We start from the raw sequence: 20500 nt of genomic DNA on the forward strand, positions 1-20500 counted from the left end.
GTTTCGTTGAATCGTTATGGGTTATGTACATGCCTGAACGGATTTTTAATAACTCATAATACGGATGATGCTTTTGACTACGGCGTACAGTACAACTACAGCCGCCACCAAACAAACGATGATGAGCGTTTTCTCTTGTTTGCGAAACATATACGTGGTGCCCTCCTTTTGCACAGAATGCAAATTATGGCTCTATATACAGTGTGCAAAAGTTCCCGTTTTTTTATCCCAGATGACGAAAAACAAAGTTAGAACGATAAAAAAAGCCTTTACCTTTCCGCACGGTCACGTGCCAAAAGATAAAAGCTCACGATACTATAATAACTTTCGGTAAACAGACTAAAGCACAACATCCTGCTTGGGCAACCTGACTTTGAACGTACTGCCTTTCCCTGGCGCCGACATGAAGGTCAGACTTCCTTGATGATCCTCCACAATTTTGCGGGAGATATACAGACCGAGGCCCGTGCCACCAATCTGACGATGATCTGAATTATCTACACGATAGAATTTGTTAAACAGTAGATCCTTCTCACTCTCGGCAATCCCTATGCCATAATCCCTTACATCGATGCACAGTGCTCCCTCTTCTTCCCATAATGTGACGTCGATTCGCTCTGCTCCTGGAGAGTACTTTACCGCATTGCCTATCAGATTATGCAATACTTGAACCATCCGGTTCTGATCCGCATAAGCAAAGAGATCACCATTAAAGACATGCACATAGATCCGCTGAGAAGACTTCATGTTCCATTGTTCTGCTACACCTTCAACAAGGTCCACGAGAGGAACGTAGGTCATATGATAAGTCATCCCTTCATTATCGAGTCGTTGGATATCAAGCACATCATCCAGCAAGCTGCTCAGACGTTTGCCTTCAGACGCAATAGTCTCCATAAATTCCTTACGTTGGGATGCCGGGAGGTCATACATTAACATCAGTTCAACATATCCCATGATGGTAGCCACAGGTGTACGAAGTTCATGAGAAACAACACTAATCAATTCGTTTTTCATCCGGTTCAGCCGCTCTTCACCCGTTAAGTCACGAAATACGAGCAGGAATCCATGATTTTTCCCTGGCACGTCCATCTGTTTCATGTACAACGAAAAAACGCTTTGCTCCACGTTATCAAAATAGAAATTGGTCTCGATGAATGCTTGTTCTCCATCCAGAAATGCTCTTGTCTGTTCTGTTAGATTGAAGTTATCCGTCTGTACCATCGAATCGATGGCTTGAGCCAAGTCAGTGATGGATTCTCCTAGAAAATTACCTAGTCCAAACATCTCTTCTATTCGGCGGTTCACAATTGTAATCGTGCCTGAACGGTCAGACATGACAAGTCCTTCGCGAACCGATTCAATGAATTGTTCACTGATATCGCGCTGTTCCTGAATTGCTGCCTTCTCTTGGAACAACTCTAGGTTAAGGTGCTCCAATACAAGGGCATGACGCACCCGGTCTTCTTCTGCACGAGTACGTTCTGTAATATCTTTGATGAACAGATTGTATAACGTCTCGTTTTTCCCCAATTGAATCTCTACAATTCGATACTCAATCGGAAAAACGGAGCCGTCATTGCGAACACCTAATATTTCATCAACCGTGATATACCGTTTGCCTTCGACATACTCATATTGCTCTAACATCAACTTAATTTCCTGTAAACTAATCCCCTGGAAAAGAGATGAGGCTTCCTTCTGCAACAAAACCTCTTCCCGCCCCAATCCAAACATCCTTTCGGCCTCAGGGTTAAACTCAATGATCACCCCTTGACAATCAACCGAGATAATGGCATCAATTGAAGATTCAATAATGGCACGTTTAATGCCTTCGCTGTTCTTCAGTTCCTTCGTACGAGCAATGACCCTGTCCTCCAGTGTTAACTTATCGAGTCGAATCTGTTCGAATTGTTCGAGTAACACATCCGCCATCTTGCGTAAGTTTCCAATGAGGATCTGCACTTCGGTCACATGACTGCTCGGCCAATCCATATTTCCGTTTCGAAAAAGTAGACGAGGAAGAGAACCTGTTAACCGAGTCAAACGAAGTAAGGGACTAACCACTTTGCTACTCAAAGGAGCTGCCACAATCATGGATGTAACGATAATAACGAATAAAGATTGAAAAGTAGTCAGATAGATCTTCTCAATTTGCGTGTAATACTGGGACGAATTGGTTTCAACAAACACCTGATAAGGGGTAATAGCCGTTTCCTCAGCCTCATAGATAAAAGAAGCTTGCCTCCAATGATCCAATATATCGCTGTAATGAGCTTTCTCTGAATTTAAAAGAATTGGGCCGCTCCTGGATGTCAGCACCTGAAAACTATCCAGGTTTATGAATTCTCCCGGAAGATACTCGGGGATTCCAGAAACAACGACAGTTCCACGCTGATCTAGCAAAATCACATTCATACCCAGCAAATGGTGGTAACGCTCTACATTTTCTGCAAGGTTATCCGGCGTTACATACTGTTCATCTAAATCCTGAACCACAGCATTCGCTGCATGTTTCATATCCCGTAAGATGGATTCGTTCATCTGGCTCAATTGTCTGCGACTATCCACTGACAACAGGACAAGAGAGACAAACACAACAAAAGCAACCACATATTTAAATGCAATTCTCGCTAGGGGGATCGTGCCTGCACGTTTTGCCTGATGTTCACCCAAAGTGATCCAAAAATCAACCACAATGCCTGCTATCAGGGCGTTGACCATGCTCACGACAGCCACGTACATATATTCATATTTGGTCACTTCCACAGTCAGGCCTAAAACATAATATCCGTAACCAATTGCAGGAAGTAACATCACAATCCAGAACACAGCGTTAGCTTTGATCAGACTGCCTTTTTTATAATACCTCTGCCACCCCAGCATCCAGATCAGCTCTATAAAATGTCCAGCCATGACATAAAGGTTATGCGAATCCAGCCCAATGATTAGGCTTTTAGATAGATAGACTAACGTAAGTGATACAAAACCGTATATCCCTCCATACAAACGAAGGGCAACCAATGCTGTGGCACTAATGAGTACAAATTGAACACCATAGAACAATGTAAACGGAAAAATGGAACTTAGTGTGCCAAAGAACACCAGAAGACATGTTCCAATCCAGGGTCTTCTCAGGTGCAGTAGAATCCGTTCCAACAGGTTCCTCGCTTCCGTTATCCCATACATATACATCTGTCCTCACCGTGGATTCGAGGTACTTCTGCCCTCTTTGTTCTCTCTAACAACATCTGTTCCCCCTAATAGCTGGCGATAACTTCGAACCTTTTTTCCCTTTAAGCACTCTGATCCATTATACTTTAATTAACATTCATAATACGTATGGCAAAAATTATGATTCGGCAAAAAAAGTAATCTCATGATAAACTACACTATCAAGGTAAAGTCTTTTTGCAAGTTGGTGCTACTTCCTATATTCTGGAATAGAACCATTAAATTTTTTGCGGTATTTTTCATCATTTCATCGTAATTTCTTAACAAATCCTCGTTCGTAAGGAGTGTGAAGCTATGTCAATCAAAGTACTTCTTATAGAAGATGAAAAGAATTTAGCGGACATGATCGCTTTTTTTCTTGATGAGGAAGGATACATAACCGAGCGGGTTCATCATCCCCGTGAAGCACTTCATTTATTTTCCCAGTTTCAACCTGATATTGTGGTGACAGATTTGATGTTGCCCGAAATTGACGGTAACGAACTTGTTGATTCTTTTCGGCAACATTCCACCGTTCCTGTCCTGATGATATCTGCGAGTACGATGTTAAATGATCGACTTCGAGCCTTACATAACGGTGCTGACGATTTCCTCTGCAAGCCGTTCAGTCTGAAAGAGTTGGACGCCAGAATTAAAGCATTGTTACGCAGGTCGATTATCACTTATCAGGATAAACCCGTTAAAGAGAATCAGCCATCTGAAGTGACGGGTCACATTAGTGTAAATGAATACAGGAGAACGCTATTTGTAGATAGTGTTGAAATCGATGTAACCCATATCGAATTTGAGATTATGAAGGAATTGTATCGCAATCCGGGCAAAGTATTTACCCGTAATGAACTGATGGACCGCATCAAAGGCTCAGAACGCGCCTATCTGGATCGAACCATCGACGTACATATCTCTAGTCTTCGTAAAAAAATAGAGCCCGACCCCAAAAATCCCCGTTTTATTAAAACGGTATGGGGTACAGGCTATAAATATATGGTCTAGTTGGTATAAAAACAGTTGCAAGCACCATGCTTCTTTCGTTTTACCTGATGTGTAAAGCGGAAGGCATGGTTATTGGTGTTTCGTACCCGAAAGTTTGCAGCCACTTCTCGATGCCGCTAACCAATTGATCGGGGTCTTGTTCATTCCAGAGCATCAACTTCATAACACCAATACCTGTAATCTGTTGCAGATGACGCTTACGGACCAAGGATGTAAAATCGGTAATGACCAGTAGAGGAACATCCGGTACAAAAGCACGGATGGCTTTCGCCGCGGCTATGGCCTGATCAGCGTTCCTATAATCCACAATGCAAAAACGGGAATTCTCCCAATCCCCTCTTCCTGTTCCCTTTACTGAATCTGATGGCGCAGAAGCAATCCAATCCTCAAACAAAGGTTTGATTTTCTCAAAGTTAATACAACGCTCTCCATCCGTTAGCACAGTAACAGGCTCCATAGATATAACCTCCAATAGCTTCTTACCTATATTGTGTCAGGTTTCATTTAAAAATGTTTGTGCACGAACATGAAAGAAGTGTTAACAATCTTCGCACTTCTTCACATACCTGCGCTAATGCTTCTCCTCGGCATGTAATTTCGCAGTTTTCCTGATTTCATGTAAAATAGAGGTGTCCGTTAAAATAAAGGTACTGTGTGATTTATTTTACGGGAGCTTATGTATCAATCTGCTATTATAGGAGGTTTCACCCATGAATATAGTTTCCATTGAACCAACACCGAGTCCAAATACGATGATGTTACATCTCGACGAACGTCTGGAAGACGGGATTCGCAGAACCTATACACTGGACAACGAACGTTCAGCCCCGGCGTTTATTCGCCAGATGTTACACATTCCAGGCGTGAAAAGTGTATTCCACACGACCGACTTCGTTGCTCTGGATCGTAAAGGCAATGCAGACTGGTCTGTGATTCTTGGTGAAGTACAGAGCCGTCTGGGTCAGGAAAGCGTAAATCTGGACTGGATTGAATCAGAAGATGCTTCAGGTGAACACTTTGGAGAAGCACAAGTTTTTGTTCAGTTTTTCCGCGGAGTGCCGATGCAAATTCGCGTCAAAGCCGGAACGAAAGAGGAACGGATTTCACTATCAGACCGTTTTGTCAAAGCCGTTACGGAAGTTGCCAGCGCTACAATGATCAAAGAACGTAAACTGAGCGATTACGGGGTACGGTACGGTGAACTACCGGATATTGCGCGTGAAGTTGAACAAGAACTGGAAGCGGCTTATCCACCGGAGCGATTGGAGCAGGTTATTCAGCAAGCTATTGCGCATGGTACAAATACAGAAGAATTCGTCGAGCATCGGCGTGCGCTGGCTGGACCGGAACTGGAAGAAGCTCTTCAGAATGAAGACTGGAATGTACGCTATGCCGCACTGGATGGTATGGAACCAACAGAGGAAAGACTGCATCTGGTAGCAAAGGCACTGCGTGACAGCAAAATGCAAATTCGTCGCTTGGCCGTTGTCTATCTGGGGGATATTCGTACACCTGAAGCGATGGAACTTCTGTACGAAGCGCTTCGGGACAGTTCTCCCGCTGTACGGCGTACTGCCGGGGATACTTTATCAGACATCGGCGACCCTGTTGCCACACCGGCCATGATTGAAACGTTGACGGACAAGAGCAAACTTGTGCGCTGGCGTGCGGCTCGTTTTCTGTATGAAGTCGGAACCGAAGAAGCGGAGCAGGCTTTACGTCTCGCCGCGGAAGATCCCGAATTTGAAGTGAGCTTGCAGGCCAAAATGGCGCTAGAACGTATCGAGTCTGGTGAACAGGCGGCCGGAACGGTGTGGCAGCAGATGGCAGGACGAAATAAAAAGCAGGATTAGATTTATCTTTTAGTTTTGTCCTTTAGGAACCTTCCAGGGAACAATCCAACATTTGTTATTGCACTGTAAATCGATGAGCGGTATACTTGTTGTCTGTTTGATTAACAGGTTACACGCTGCTCAAAGCGTGATTTCTAATTTCATAAACAATAGATACACCTCATCCATTGCATGGTGAGGTAGAGGTCGCGGGTGCGATCAGTAAGCTGAAGAAGGCGCTAGGAGCCGCTGTTGAGATCAGCCGAAAGGTGTACCCGCCGAAGTTTACTGGACGTTCCTTTATCGGTCCGGTGAACTGGGGCTGCAGCCGAAAGGTGCAGAACTGTCACAGAAGTATTCGTATCTTTTTCTAAAAAAGGTATGACTTCTTCTGTGTTGAGCTATCTTAATCATCTGGGACATGGTGCGGATATAAATATTAAGACCGCAGGCTCATGCCTGTGGTCTTTTTTTGTTTATGGATCTATGATCTGCATCAGCAATACAATTGAAGGAGTGTTTTCATGCAAGACCGCAGCAACCAATCACACACAACAACAACTGGACCTACACTGAAAAAAGGATTGCGTGCACGTCACATGACCATGATTGCCCTGGGCGGCTCCATTGGTACCGGACTCTTTCTGGCAAGTGGTACAGCCATCTCAACTGCCGGCCCTGGGGGTGCATTACTTGCCTACGCGGCTGTTGGAATCATGGTTTATTTCCTCATGACCAGCTTGGGAGAACTCGCAACCTTTATGCCGGACTCCGGTTCTTTTAATACGTATGCGGCACGTTTCGTTGACCCCGCACTCGGCTTCGCCATGGGCTGGAATTTCTGGTACAACTGGGCGGTAACGATTGCCGCGGAACTCGCTGCAGCTACCGTTCTGATTAAATATTGGTTCCCGGACAGCTCATCCATGTTGTGGAGTCTGCTATTCCTGGTACTGATCTTTGCCTTGAATATCCTGTCCGTCAAAGGATACGGGGAATCGGAGTATTGGTTTGCCATTATCAAAGTGGCCACAGTTATTATCTTCCTGAGTGTCGGCGTATTAATGATCTTTGGTATTCTAGGCGGTGAAGCTGTTGGCTTCAGCAACTTTACAATCGGTGATGCACCATTCCACGGTGGCTTCTTCGCTGTGCTCGGCGTGTTTATGGCCGCAGGTTTCTCCTTCCAGGGAACGGAATTGATCGGTGTCGCCGCAGGTGAAAGTGAGAATCCACGCGAAAACGTACCTCGTGCCATTCGCCAGGTCTTCTGGCGTATTCTGATCTTTTACATTTTGGCGATTACTGTAATCAGTTTAATTATTCCTTACACTCACCCGAATCTGCTCAAAGGTGATCTGGAGAACATCGGGGTCAGCCCGTTTACGCTTGTCTTCGAAAAAGCAGGACTTGCGATTGCGGCTTCTGTCATGAATGCCGTCATCCTGACTTCCGTGCTCTCAGCCGGTAACTCCGGCATGTACGCTTCGAGCCGTGTGCTCTATGCACTTGCCCGGGATGGCAAAGCTCCACGTTTTCTTGGCAAGCTGAATAAACGAGGCATTCCGATGAACGCGCTGCTTGTCACAACCGCTGTTGGCATGCTTGCATTCTTGGCTTCCCTCTTCGGTGACGGTATCGTCTATACTTGGTTGCTGAATGCATCCGGCATGTGTGGATTCATTACGTGGCTGGGTATTGCGATCAGTCATTACCGATTCCGAAGAGCCTATGTCGCACAAGGTCGGGATCTGAGAGATCTGCCTTACCGTGCGCGGTGGTTCCCGTTTGGTCCAATCTTTGCCTTTGTGCTGTGTATCATCGTTATTCTGGGACAGAACTATCAGGCATTCACAGGTGACCAGATCGACTGGAGTGGAGTCCTTGTTGCTTACCTGAGTGTACCGTTATTCCTGATACTATGGCTCGGTTACAAATGGATCAAAAAGACCAAAGTTGTCCCTCTACAGGAATGCGACTTCACACCTGCTGAATCTTCAGGTATTAAGGAGTAAAAGACTAATCCTCATCCCCTGTTCTACAGAGCAATCTGTTTGGAACAGGGGATTTTTCTGTCCATATTTTGTATAGGTTGATCCGTACAATAGATAAGGGAACACCTATTATACTCTCAACCGAAGGAGAGATGTACTTTGAAAAAGTGGTCTGTCCTGCTTGTGCTATTAGGCCTGTTGACGATCAGCTTTCCAACGCTGCAAGGAATGTATTATGACTGGCAGCAGAGCCGAGTCCTGAGTGAACTGAAACATCTTCAGTCCGGCCTGTCTCAACTGAATCTTACCTTTGAACGCAGTATAGATACCGGTCATTCAGACCAAGAGGGAACTACCGGGGACATTGCCGCCAATAATTCCCTTGCACCCGGAACACTTGGAATTATCTCTATTCCGGTTATTGATGTGCGCTTGCCTATTCTGGAAGGTGCGACTCAGGAAAATATGAAGTTTGCTGCAGCCCATCTGATGGAGACAGCTTCAATCGGACAATCTGGTAATGCGGCGATTGCTGCTCATCGTGCTCATCGAAAAGGTCGATTATTCAACCGGCTGGGTGAGCTTCAAATGGGCGACTCTGTAGAGATCATACTTGCCAATCAAACAACCATACACTACAAAATCGATCAGATTTCCGTTGTAGAGCCTTCCGATGTATCTGTTCTGGAAGACCCGGGCCTTGGAGAAGTTCTAACGTTGATCACCTGTGATCCGCTGATCGATGCAACACATCGGCTCATTATACGCGCTGTAAAAGTAAACACTTAAATGGACTGCTACACCGTGATACAGCCTTAACCAAGAAAAAAACGTCAAAACACCCTCCCGCCTGCTCACGAAGATCAATTCTTCGTGGCATAGGCCGGAGGGTGTTTGATTATACGTTATTCGTATTTGTCCAGATCAGGGTGTCCAGCATCTCACTTTAGCGTTGGAACTGCTCTCTGCGCCGGAAGTACAAGTACCCTGCACTCCCCATAACCATCAGCATTAATCCCGAGACCGTGTAAACGATGGAGCTCTCTTCACCTGTCTTGGGCAGCATGCCTTGAGCTGACGTATGGCTGCTGTTCCCTGATGAAACCTCACGATCAGAATCTGTACCCGTAGGACGTGTAAGATCACCATCTTCGCCCGTATCATTGCCTTCTGTCACCTGAGGCTGCGTCTCATTTCCATCGACCGTTTCAGGCGCTGGAGGCGATGTCTCGGAATCATCATCCGGCTTGCTTCCACCCGCGCTTCCTTCTGCGGGTTCCGAAGGCTTCGTTACAATCGTACCAGGCACGGATATTTCCGGTGTTTTCCCATCAGGTGTATTTGGTTTCGTTGGTTCTGGAGTGTTGCCAATGTTAGGCGTACCCGGATTATACGGCTCACTCGGCCCGCCTGATACCGGAATAGCCCGGTTTGTCTTTTCTACAACAACGGCCTCGGTTTGTCGATTGGTAATTTCAAATACAACTGGCGTCTGATCCAATTGATAACCAGAAGGGGCCTTCACTTCAACCAACTGATACATATTGGGTTCAAGCTGCTGTAATTTAATCTCACCGTGGAGATCGGTTGTCAATAATGTCGGGTTGATGCCTGTAACCACGTTAAACAGCCATTCTCCATCCGGCCCCATAAGTGCTGATTGAGCACGTAATTCAAAGACCGCACCTTGCAGATGCTGCGTTCGGCTTGCATTATATTTCACCAGCTTTACCGAACGGTCATTTTCCTTGTTTTCGATCGTCACTTGAGTGTCTGGCTTGGTAATGGATACCGAAGTCTCCGGGGTTTCTATCACGAAACCTTCAGCTTTGGTTTCCACCAGTGTATACACATCATAAGTCAGATTGCCAAATTCAATGATACCCTGTTGATTCGTAACCCCGGTATCCACAATCGTGTTGGAGGAATCACGCAGTTCGAACTCAATTCCGCTCAATGGAGCTTGATCCTTGGCATTTACTTTCGTTACGGTCAGTTTACCTCCCGTACCGATGTGGTTCGTTTTTGTAAGTGTCACAATTTGTGTCTGGTTCGCAGTAATCGTGAACGGAATAGGTGTACTATCCACTGTATAAAATTCCGGCGCCTGAATTTCAATTAATTCATACGCCCCTGCTTCCAAATCTCCTTTGGTGATTCTGCCGTTCACTCCTGACGTGAGTTCATTAAGCTTCTCACGCGTTGAGCCCTGAATGTGATATAACTCAAAAACGGCCCCCTCCAGCGTCTTGGCTGGATTTGCTGCATCTACCTTGGTCAGTTCAAAGCCCTGACGAATCTTTTCGTTTACAATCTCGAAGGCTGCATCCGCATCCTTGAACTGTATCGTTTTGCCTGAAATAGAACCATACTCAGCGTCTGTTAGATATCCAGCGGGTGCTGCAACCTCCTTGAGACGGTAGGGTACACCACTCGTGAGATGCAGTCGATAATTCCGACTGCTTTCGGCCATTCCGTTCGCATCTGTCGGTTTCAATGTTTCCAAAAGAATTGTTCCAGATGCATTATAGATCGCGAAGATGGCTCCTTCCAGCGGTTGTCCGGTGTCATCCACCTTATGCACTTTGATTTTCCCCACTCCGGTGGATGCCCCTCCGCCTGCACCAGCCATCGATACCTTGATACCAGCCTGGCTACCTTCTCCCGCAACGGAAGAGGACTGTCCTGCAAAATCAACCTGATTTTGAATTCTCTCGCCATCATCAGCATTGATGAAGGACTGATATTCCAGAAGATATGCCGTGTTTAAGTCGTGCTTAAATGTGAGAGTAAATGTGTTACCGTCCACTGCCAATTCATATTCCGATGGATCAACCAGCCGATCCTTCACCGAAACATCGCCTGAATTGTTTGCAGGCAGTTGAATTTCATACAGCTTCATTGAATCGGCAAGCAAAATCTGGTTGCCGGATAACGTGTCCGTTAATTCAGAACCCGCGGCAATGAATGACTGACTTGGATTAATGTTTACAACCCATGAGGCCAGATCTGATGTCCCCACCTGACGGCCTGTTTTGTTCACATATACTCCGCCATGGGCTGGAGTAACTACAGCCTTCTTGTCAAAACGTACAGGCCCGCCTTCAGCATCCGTCAGAACAACATGATTGCTGTACGAACCCTCCACTGCATACGCTCCGTCCAGACTCGTTTGATACACCACGCGATAAGCTTTTTTGCCGATGTCACCCAGATTCAGCGTAAAACCTTTGCCATCCGGGTTAAGCTGGAATTGACCCGATGTCAACGTGACCTCATCACCAACTGATGTAACATTGTTGGCACCCCTCAATTCAAGCTCATTCACTTTCAATGATCCATCCACAAAGGATTGATTCCCGATATAGGCATCCTTGAGAATGGCCTCCTGAAGATCGAACAGATTGTAATTCACATCAATGGTCCAGGTAATCGCTTTGTCCCTGGCGCTGTATTCGCCCCTCTTGTTACCATTCTCAATTGTGTAATTCTGGGGTCTGACCACAGCAAACTTTGTTATAGCGGTCTGCGGAATGCCTGATTCATTCCAGTTTAGCGTTGCCGTGTTGCGATATTCATTGTTTGTTGGCATTCCAGCCGTTGGATCAAAGCTTGTTTTATAAGTGATCAGATGTTCTTTATTAATCATACCGCCAGGTTTCAGGCGAATCGTAAACCCTTTTTCAAAATTCACATCCGCCGGGTCTGCTACAGGTTCTGCCTCGAACTGATCCTGCTGATCGCCACTGATCTGCAGACTGCCCGGAATAAGCTTCATATGTCTGCCTGTATAATCATCTGTGATGACGATGTCCGTCATCTCCTTTTGATCCCGGTTCAGCACAATCTGCCACTCGATTTCCTTGGCATTGAAATTTTCATTTTTTACACTCTTCGCAAAAATAACTTCCTCAATATTTTTTTGACCTTCCTTGGTCGTGCCATCCTGTGTGTTTACTGTATTAACTACAGTCTCATTTTCGTATATCCGCTGTATGGCCTGGGTGTCATATTCAATCTCATAGGCTTTATCAATATCGTTGTTGAACTGCAGCTTAAAACCTTCATTAAAACCGGTGCCGACACCAGTCACCGTGTAGTTTGCAGGATCAACCTCTGTTCTTGTACCAGGGCGACCATCCGATTGAATCTGTACTTCATATACGCGAAGTGAACTTGCAATCAGCCTCTGTTTTGCCGTATCGAAACGGTCTTCAAGCCATGCACTTGCCTGTGCAATGGTTTGCTGATTATAGTTGTACTGAACCTTCCATGTAATCGTCTGAGTAACTGGATCGTATGCACTTTCTTGTCCCGACTTGTTCAGCGGTTCATTGAAACTAACCGTAACACGTCCAAGATCGGATTCATTATACTCGCTCTGATCTGCTGTCAGCGTCACTTCATTGGAATAAGTTACACCTGTATAGGGAGCACTAGTCGGTGCCTGAATGTTCGTCTTGTATGTGACACGATATGCTTTGTCGATATTGCCCAAGTTTACAGGGAACTGGGTTGCTGTATTAACAACAGGACCTTCCTTCACGGAACCATTTAACTGGACCTCCAGCTCGCGGATCTCAATATCCCCTTGAAGTGACAGCCCCAGCGGTAATGTATCCTCCAAAACCACATTGTTCATGATCTTTTCGGCCTGATTAAAATCTACGGTCCATTCAATCTCATCCGAATTGAAATTATTTTTGTTTGCTTTCCCTGTCTTCTGAAGTTCATCCTTCGCGGTGTTTGCAAAATTCACATCAATAATGCCTTGACCTGCACCACTAAAATCAATCTTCTGTTTCAGTCCATCTTGCATCTTGCTCTCGTCAAATTTGACCCACACATAGAAGTTTCCTTCCAGCTTGGCATGTTCGAGCATTTCATTAAAGGTAAATACAATGGTGCCGTCCGGGTTCACCACGTATTCTCCGACGCCCCCGTCCAAACTGCCCCTCAGCTGTGAGCCTATCATAAACTTGTCAGGCAGGTGGAATGTGAAGGTCGATCCATCCCCGTAAGAATGGGTATCATCCCCAAATCCCCATTTAAAAACAACCGCAACTTCATCCGATATCCGTGGGCGAATATCCTCAATCTTGTCTCCCTTGACTTCGATCTGACCGTTGCCGTCATAATCCGGCTTCTGGTTGTACATCTGCACACTCGTAATCAGATTCTCCTGAATCTCGGGAGCTGCAGCAGCGGTAGCCATAAGGCTTACGTTTGTATGGTTCGCTTCCTCTACAGATGCCGTTTGATCCACATCTCCCTGGACTGATTCATCATCCGTAGTAGTATCCGTATTGTCCTGTTCCTCAGGAACCGTGTCATCCTCTTCTGGTGAAGGTGGTTCTAAATTATTCATTGTACCCGCCGAGATCAGGTTCGTGTCATCCTGAGCATGCACAGTTGATGTTAACACCATCCCTTGTAGCAATTGCGTAACCAGCAAAAGTGCAATCATCATGATGCCCACTTGTCTCTTCATGTTCCGCATATCCTCCTCGCTCATAATGTTGGCAGACGCCGAGGAATAGAATAACAGGGGAACCTATACAAAAAATAGACAATGGACATGCTGGCAGACTGGACAACAAAAAGAGCACCCGTCATGCGGTGCTCTTGGTACGAAGATACGTTGATACAGCTATATTTGACGCCACTGAACCTGAACCAGACTATATGCTCCTGCCCTCTATTACAAGGTCCAGTTAATTTTGACACGCAGATCTGTTGTATCTTCCATCTTGGAGACAAAATAAGAGATAGACTTCATACCCAGCTGGTACAGATCCTGCAAATCTTCGATCAAACTGCTCTCTGTGCCCTTATATCTGAAGGTTAACGAAGTTCCGCCCTCATTTAGCACACCCTGAACTTTGGTTTTGAGCACTGCGCGTTCCTTGACTGCATCCTGTTCATTATACAGAGAATACTCCAGTGCATGGTACAGCTTTTGGTATACCTCCTGCTTGTTTCCGTCCGTCTTCGCCAGTTTAAGCAGAGCATCACGGTAAGGTGCATAGGCTGCAGGGTACTTGTTTTTGCCTGTCCAGACATGGTCACGCGCCATCTCTTTATCACTTAACAAGTAGTAGCTATGACTCACAACGCCTTTGCGATCAGGTGTTGGATCATCCCACGTCGTGTCCATATGGTACCACTTTCCATCCAGCTTCACCAGGTTCCAGGCATGAAGTTGCCCGCCTGCTTGACCTTCAACGATGCGATTTTCAATCCCTACCCGCTCCAGCATGCGGTAAGTAAGCAAGGAGTATCCTTGACATACGGTACTGCCTGTCGCAAGTCCGTCATAAGCCGTATATTTTTGTAATGAAGTATCATAAGCAAGATTCAGCACAATCCAATCATGAATAACTTTAACCTTCTCATGACTCGTCATGCCGGGTTTAATAATTTCTTTGAGCACACTAGCTACTTTCCGATTCACATAATCGGTCTGCGCCTTCGTTTCCCGGTAAGAGAGGGTCACATCCACCTCGGCCGATGTATTGGAGCCTTTATAGTTAAACGCATAACTTTTCACTGTATATTGAATATAAGGATCACTCTTCATTGCTTCATCGATAGAGGTCTGCAACTGTTTCTTGAGGCCCTTCACATTCCCCTTGTAGGTAAACACCACTTTCTCTGTACGCTGCGACATCGCATTCAACAGTGTCTGACGCAAATCCGTCGCTGTAGATAGTTCGGACGTGCCTGACGCTGCATACAATTGATCCAGGTCAACTGTACGCGGCAACCAAGCGGCAACAAGACAGCCTGCCAGCAACATGGTGATCACTCGTTTACCGTTCTTACCCATGAAAGGACCCCACCCTTCTTCGTAGCATTCTCATGCCCTATTGTATCATAAAAGGTCTTGCTTTCATTGTTGTATATAAGTTGAATTAAAAATTTCACACAGTCCACTTCGTTAACGTGTAAAAGAATAATTCGACTTGTATCTTTCCAATCTTAGTGGAATCAAGTGGAAAAGGGACCTTCTCGGAAGGCCCCTTGAACTTTAGTTGCAGTCATCATGTTTGCCGCTTCACTTCATCCTATGTCTTTCTGGAGCAATTTATGAGTGGCTTTGCATGCGTACAGATTCGTACACATTAATGCAGGTCAGCCTGCCTGGAATCAATAAAGGCGGCTACCCGTCATGAACGTGTCCGTCTTCCCTTGCAACTTGGCAAGTCGTTCAAGAACTTGAGATGCCTCAGATACCGTTACTTTGCGAGCAGGCATGAATCTTCCCTCAATAGAAGGTAACAAGCCAAGCTTCAAGCTCAGAGAAACAGCGCCCTTATTGTTGATCGCACTGGCGTCGGCAATGTTAGGCAAATCTGACGGCTGCATATAGAATCCGGCGAGCTTCTCATAACGCAGAATACGCATCAGCAAGACCGCCAATTCCTCACGTGTCATTTCTTCCTCAGGTTTTAGCTGCTTCTCAGGGTCAGCTCCACCGATCCATCGTTGATCTATAAGGACTTTCACTGCCTTGTAATACGGACTTTCTATCGTTACATCAGCAAAAAGCTTCTCATTGCTCTCACTGTTATAGTACATGTCCATGTTCGGATTAATTGCTCTTGCCAGATAGTTGAACCAATCCCCCCGGGTAATGACCCGATCCGGAAATACACGTCCCTGCTCGTCAGCAATCAACACCTTATGCTTGGTCATGTTACGCAAAGCTGATTCAGCAATATGACCCGCAATATCTGTCGGTTCGATCTGAGATGCCGCATGGTCTAGACCGTACATGAAGAACCATTGACCTGTATTAGCATCCAGCAATTCATTCAAATTGTATAGAGATTTCTTACCGCTTACAGGTACATAAGCCAAATTCACCCCCACAGGTACAGGTTCACTAGTACCCAAACCGAACCCACCGTAACGAGCATAATTCAACGTTAACGTATATTTCTTCAGATAGAGTTCTTTAGCTTTTTCGTAAGAGATTGCAGGTGTAATATCTGCCGGTAGTTGCTCAGGAGATGCCGCAAGGCGTGTATAGAATTCAGTAATATCCCCATTGTTCCTTACCTGCACCTGTGCCGTGTCATCCTGAACCCGAATCCCGTTCAAATAACGCTGAAATACAAACGTACGAGCATCGTCTGCTTCTATCATTCTGGCCAATTGATACTGCTCTTTGGCTTGTGGTACAGCGGCAATGATCGTATTTATTGCAAGTTTCTCGGCCTGTGTTGAAGTAACCGTCTTTTTCTCCTTCTCTTGAGAAGGTTTTTCCTGCCCCATCTCTGGTCCAACCCGTTGCATCAAATTGTAGCTGTAGACCTGTCCGGTAACCGCATCGACCTGTGCCGAAATATCACGCATGAACATATAGGATATGTTTGCATTGCGATTGCTCCAGCTTAGACTCCAGACCTGGCTGTTCGCATTACCATAGTAACCTTTGGTTAATTGACTGTGTTCGAGTTTGTAATCCTTGGGAATGTCAAAATTGGCTGCAACCCGCTCTACTGCCTGTTGCACATTTAAGCGCTGACCGTTGGCTGCAACAAATGCCGGCCCATTGCCTGTTACTTTTTTATTTTGTTGTGAACTGCTCTTGTCCACGGCTTTTCCTGTCATCACGTCAATTCGGTCTAACGTGTTAGCGTTGATCGGCCCCATACTATCACCTTTGGGCAAATAACCGAGAACATATTTTTGCCCTTGTCTGGATGACCATTGTTCTTTGGAGATATAGGCAAGCTCTACATCAAATCCATCTTCAAATACCTGTCTGGCCTGCTCTTCCGAGGCCTTCGGCTTGGAGGAAGGATATTTCGCCGAGATGGTCGAACGTGAATACGATGTGGCTTGACCTCTCTCATCCACAGTTATGTAGACTGTCTCTGCATCCGACACGACGCCATCATGTTTTAAGTTATAGACAAACTGATATTCATTGCGGCCAAATAACGCTTGTTGTTCCACAGGTGAAACCGTGTCTCCTAGCGGCACATACTGTCCTTCCTGTAGTTCAGGAATTGCCTGATGTAGCAGTTCCAAAGCTGTTTTTTCAGCTTCTTCCTTGGTAAGTTGAACATCTGAACCGGATGACAGCTGACTCTCCACAAATTCAGATGGCAAATGTACGCTTAGGACTTCCCCCGTACCTGCATGCACATTCGCGCTGAATCCCATGGAATGATTACCTTGTACAATTTGAAATCCAATATCCCATACCTTGTAATCCGGCGGTGGGTAGGAATTGGATACATCGAAATTAGCAGACGAGATCGTCGCTTTTTTTAATAACGGAAACAGCTTTAATATATTATCAGCGGCTTGCCTGGATGAAATTTTTGCACCCTCCGGCACGTCATTGCTTGTTACGTCTAGTTGATCGTTTTCCCCCGACACTGCTTCATTCACTGAGCCAGTTCCCGCCTGAGCAGCGGATGCGCTCCCCGTCAAACCCGGTACCTGTGTCGTAAACAGCAGAGTTGCCATTGCTGTTGCTGCGGCTTTGGCTGTGAACGTTTTTAGCCTTCCATTCATGTTCCAATCCCAACTCAAAATGGTTACCTCTCCCTTCAATCTCATGCAGAATGCATCATAAATACTCTCGCATGAATTTTGCCATTCTAATCTATGATACCATAAGCTTCCTTTTTAATCGCTGTTTTCCGGGTAATTTTACAATTGTGAATTTCTGTATAATGAAAAAACAAAACAAAAAAACGCCAATCAAGTTGGCGTTTCCTTCTATCAACCTGCACTATGATGCAGATCTGTTCCGTCCTGATTTATTGTAGCTTCATCATGCGTAACTCGCTCTGGAGCAGAACGAACATGCATTTTCAGGAACGGAATCACCGTGTCCCAAAAAGCCGGGTCTTCCTCTGAGCAACTGTGTCCTTCACTGTTAACCCATAGATGCTCTACCGGCGGATCGGCTTTGGACATAAAATATTCCAGTTCACTCGGCGGAATAAAGTTATCCCCCTTGGAGTGTACCATCAGGAATGGCAACTGCATGCTTCTTCTCCGCTCATTCAGCATCATTACGGCATCATTCTGCTGATAAGTCTTTAAAGACTCACCTAACCGCCAAAACCAGATTCGGGGGATCAACTGTGCCAGTGGGAACAGCGGCAAACGCCGGCGTCTCAGTTCCGAACTGACGATCACCTGAAATTGGGATGGCATGGAGTCGGTAACCACGGCGGAAACTGGAATGCCTTCTGTAATTGCTAGAATCGTCCCCAGTCCACCTAAGGAATGCCCCAACACGCCAATCGCTTCGGGATCAATCTCGGAACGGCCTGATACATAGGTCAACGCAGCCAGTAGATCGTCCCTGAACAGATAGGCCGATGCAGCACGAACAGGATCACTGGCTCCATGACTACGTACATCATACATAAACAGTGCATACCCGGCCTCCCAGATGGGGCGTGCATAGCGTAATACACGAGAGCGATTGGAACCCCAGCCATGTGCGATGATTACGAGCGGCCAGGGCTTAGGAACATCGGGTCTCGCTGGAATAAACCAACCTTGCACCTGTCCCCCTCCACTTTCAAAGGTAATATCCTCAAAAGGCATCGGCGGTGTCAACGTAATCGGAATTTTTTTGGGTGTCTGGCTTTTTACCGCTGCCTTCCATAAACCACCCGCAGTTACAGCGGCCACTGCCAACATACCGCCAATCATCGTTCTCGCTTTCACAAGGCCTCTCTCCTCTCTGGCTACTGACATACGCTTATCATACGATAACAGGATCAACTACACGTTAAATGATCTCCACTTTTTGTTTGTTATAACGATTAACCGTGTAAACTCTTTTTATATATACCCCATTACGCCTAATTTACTTATTTCTTCTTAAATTAAAACCTCTGCTCCAGTGCCTTTACTCTTACCGTTACCTAACCTCAGTCTACCGGTCTGTTCTCGTTGTCGCCGCCTTCACAAATGCTCTCGCTCGCTCTGCAATCTGTGCACTATCTCCTGAATTCAGAGCTTCTTTTGGCAAAAGTGCACTTCCCAAGCCTACTGCGGCTGCACCTGCCTCATAATAGGAAGCGATATTCTCCAGCGTCGCACCACCCGTTGCGAGCAGTGGGATGTGATCGAGAGGTGCCTTGATTTCACGCAGGTATGGAATACCCAGACTAGCCACAGGAAACAGCTTAACAGCCCGTGCTCCTGCTTCATGCGCAGCAACAATCTCCGTAGGCGTCATGGCCCCGGGCCAAATCTCAACACCGTGTTCTACAGCATATTCAATGACAGACAGATCGACATTGGGGGAGACCAAAAATTGTGCCCCTGCAGACACGGCCTCCTTCGCCATGCTCACATTGAGTACCGTGCCTGCGCCGACATAGGCTTGTCCTTCGTGACGTTCGCGCCAGTCAGCAATGATCTGATGCGCATTCGGTGTATTCAGCGTGACTTCCATTAGACGAATGCCGCCTTCGGTCATCCCCTGACCGGCTGTCACCGCCGCTTCCCGGCTTATGCCACGTACAATTGCGACCAGTCTGGATTCGAGTAATACTTTTGTCAGATTCATATCCATTCACTCCCTTACTTCGTTCAGATTCGGCAGCCGAGGACCCGTCTTGGTGTACACTGCTTTTCCGTTAAAAACTATTGTAATGCATATGCTCCATTGGATGAAATACATTAATCCATATTAGGGAACTGTGGACGTAGTGATGTGAAGTTAGGGAATTTAAACAAAGCAACAATAAGTCCACCAGTGGTGTCAAGACATCAAGACATCAAGACATCAAGACATCAAGACATCAAGACATCAAGACATCAAGACATTTTCATTATGTGGTTGCAATTTATGAAAGCCGATTCGGTTTAGGCATAGCATTATAGCATTTAAATCTTCTAACGATCACCAGTGAGCTTATTTGGCCTGATTCGCCACTTTTTATTTTCTAACGATCTCCAGAGAGCTTATTTACTCAAATTAGTTATGATTTCACCCGATTTTGTCCATTTTTGGCGAAATAGCGTCTGTGGTGATCATTAGAATTTTCAAACCCCCAAAAGTCTTGAAATAAGCTCTCCTGTGATCGTTAGAATAAAGTCGGAGCCAGTTACCCACGCACCATGAATCCCATTAACGTAATGTAATAACCGCTCCGACATTTTAACATCCACTCCGAGATACATTCTCCAAAGAAAACTCTGAGCGAGGGTTTTCCACAAACTTATCCTTCGGGATATTAAGTTCTTCCGCGAGATCCCCAAGCGCCTTCGTTTATGTTTTGGATAAATTTCACCGCTTGTTACTTAAATTCTTCATTTATAACACTCCCGATTTTCTCCCCTGTGAGCACACTACCTTAATTTTGGTTTTTAAAATAGAAACAAAAAACCTCTTCATCGCGAAGAGGTGGACTCTTTTAACCTTGGGATTCATTCTAGTTTTTTTGAAAAGGAGGA

11 protein-coding genes and 1 riboswitch are annotated in these 20500 nt (G+C 45.8%); of the genes, 4 read left to right on the forward strand and 7 right to left on the reverse strand.

The genetic code is table 11. From position 1 onward, the window contains the following. Positions 1-339 precede the first annotated feature (339 nt). Positions 340-3189, reverse strand: coding sequence for a PAS domain-containing sensor histidine kinase (locus J2T16_RS22595; RefSeq protein ID WP_186809831.1), 2850 nt, complete (start codon positions 3187-3189; stop codon positions 340-342). 339 nt (positions 3190-3528) lie between these two features. On the opposite strand from J2T16_RS22595, the gene J2T16_RS22600 reads away from it, so the two are divergent. After that, positions 3529-4227: a response regulator transcription factor gene (locus J2T16_RS22600; RefSeq protein ID WP_090924466.1), complete on the forward strand. Its 699-nt coding sequence runs from the start codon at positions 3529-3531 to the stop codon at positions 4225-4227. Between the two features lie 40 nt (positions 4228-4267). Here J2T16_RS22600 and J2T16_RS22605 read toward each other — a convergent pair whose 3' ends face one another. Beyond that, positions 4268-4684, reverse strand: coding sequence for a hypothetical protein (locus J2T16_RS22605; protein WP_154960162.1), 417 nt, complete (start codon positions 4682-4684; stop codon positions 4268-4270). A 253-nt stretch (positions 4685-4937) separates the two neighbouring features. Between J2T16_RS22605 and J2T16_RS22610 the strand changes: the two genes are divergently transcribed. From J2T16_RS22610 to J2T16_RS22620, 3 genes are all read left to right on the forward strand, one after another. Then, positions 4938-6080 carry a virulence factor gene (locus J2T16_RS22610; RefSeq protein WP_154985122.1) on the forward strand — a complete coding sequence of 381 codons (1143 nt, stop codon included), beginning with the start codon at positions 4938-4940 and terminating at the stop codon, positions 6078-6080. 172 nt (positions 6081-6252) lie between these two features. Next, a riboswitch (Lysine riboswitch) is annotated at positions 6253-6471 on the forward strand. Between the two features lie 112 nt (positions 6472-6583). Further along, positions 6584-8074, forward strand: coding sequence for an amino acid permease (locus J2T16_RS22615; RefSeq protein ID WP_154891731.1), 1491 nt, complete (start codon positions 6584-6586; stop codon positions 8072-8074). Positions 8075-8212: 138 nt separating this feature from the next. Further along, positions 8213-8842, forward strand: coding sequence for a class D sortase (locus J2T16_RS22620; RefSeq protein ID WP_154891732.1), 630 nt, complete (start codon positions 8213-8215; stop codon positions 8840-8842). Between the two features lie 157 nt (positions 8843-8999). Here the strand turns inward: J2T16_RS22620 and J2T16_RS22625 are convergent, their stop codons facing one another. The 5 genes from J2T16_RS22625 to J2T16_RS22645 form a co-directional block, all read right to left on the reverse strand. Further along, on the reverse strand, positions 9000-13544 hold the full coding sequence (locus J2T16_RS22625) for a collagen binding domain-containing protein (RefSeq protein WP_221788298.1): 4545 nt from the start codon (positions 13542-13544) through the stop codon (positions 9000-9002). A gap of 210 nt (positions 13545-13754) precedes the next feature. Continuing rightward, positions 13755-14882 (reverse strand): transglutaminase domain-containing protein, encoded by a 1128-nt coding sequence (locus J2T16_RS22630; protein WP_090924460.1) that lies wholly within the window; start codon positions 14880-14882, stop codon positions 13755-13757. A 320-nt stretch (positions 14883-15202) separates the two neighbouring features. Continuing rightward, positions 15203-17587 carry an S-layer homology domain-containing protein gene (locus tag J2T16_RS22635; protein ID WP_499019324.1) on the reverse strand — a complete coding sequence of 795 codons (2385 nt, stop codon included), beginning with the start codon at positions 17585-17587 and terminating at the stop codon, positions 15203-15205. 210 nt (positions 17588-17797) lie between these two features. Next, positions 17798-18760, reverse strand: a complete 963-nt coding sequence (locus J2T16_RS22640; protein ID WP_253491369.1) for an alpha/beta hydrolase — start codon at positions 18758-18760, stop codon at positions 17798-17800. Positions 18761-18971: 211 nt separating this feature from the next. Continuing rightward, complete coding sequence (locus J2T16_RS22645; protein ID WP_221788296.1) at positions 18972-19610, reverse strand: bifunctional 4-hydroxy-2-oxoglutarate aldolase/2-dehydro-3-deoxy-phosphogluconate aldolase; 639 nt, start codon at positions 19608-19610, stop codon at positions 18972-18974. Positions 19611-20500 lie beyond the last annotated feature (890 nt).

Source organism: Paenibacillus intestini (genome assembly GCF_030803945.1).
GTDB lineage: Bacteria > Bacillota > Bacilli > Paenibacillales > Paenibacillaceae > Paenibacillus > Paenibacillus polysaccharolyticus.

Bases quoted from the DNA above. Each gene is read 5' to 3' on its own strand.
- J2T16_RS22595 (WP_186809831.1), bottom strand. From the start codon at position 3,189: ATGTATGGGATAACGGAAGCGAGGAACCTGTTGGAACGGATTCTACTG.
- J2T16_RS22600 (WP_090924466.1), top strand. From the start codon at position 3,529: ATGTCAATCAAAGTACTTCTTATAGAAGATGAAAAGAATTTAGCGGAC.
- J2T16_RS22605 (WP_154960162.1), bottom strand. From the start codon at position 4,684: ATGGAGCCTGTTACTGTGCTAACGGATGGAGAGCGTTGTATTAACTTT.
- J2T16_RS22610 (WP_154985122.1), top strand. From the start codon at position 4,938: ATGAATATAGTTTCCATTGAACCAACACCGAGTCCAAATACGATGATG.
- J2T16_RS22615 (WP_154891731.1), top strand. From the start codon at position 6,584: ATGCAAGACCGCAGCAACCAATCACACACAACAACAACTGGACCTACA.
- J2T16_RS22625 (WP_221788298.1), bottom strand. From the start codon at position 13,544: ATGAAGAGACAAGTGGGCATCATGATGATTGCACTTTTGCTGGTTACG.
- J2T16_RS22630 (WP_090924460.1), bottom strand. From the start codon at position 14,882: ATGGGTAAGAACGGTAAACGAGTGATCACCATGTTGCTGGCAGGCTGT.
- J2T16_RS22635 (WP_499019324.1), bottom strand. From the start codon at position 17,587: ATGAATGGAAGGCTAAAAACGTTCACAGCCAAAGCCGCAGCAACAGCA.
- J2T16_RS22645 (WP_221788296.1), bottom strand. From the start codon at position 19,610: ATGAATCTGACAAAAGTATTACTCGAATCCAGACTGGTCGCAATTGTA.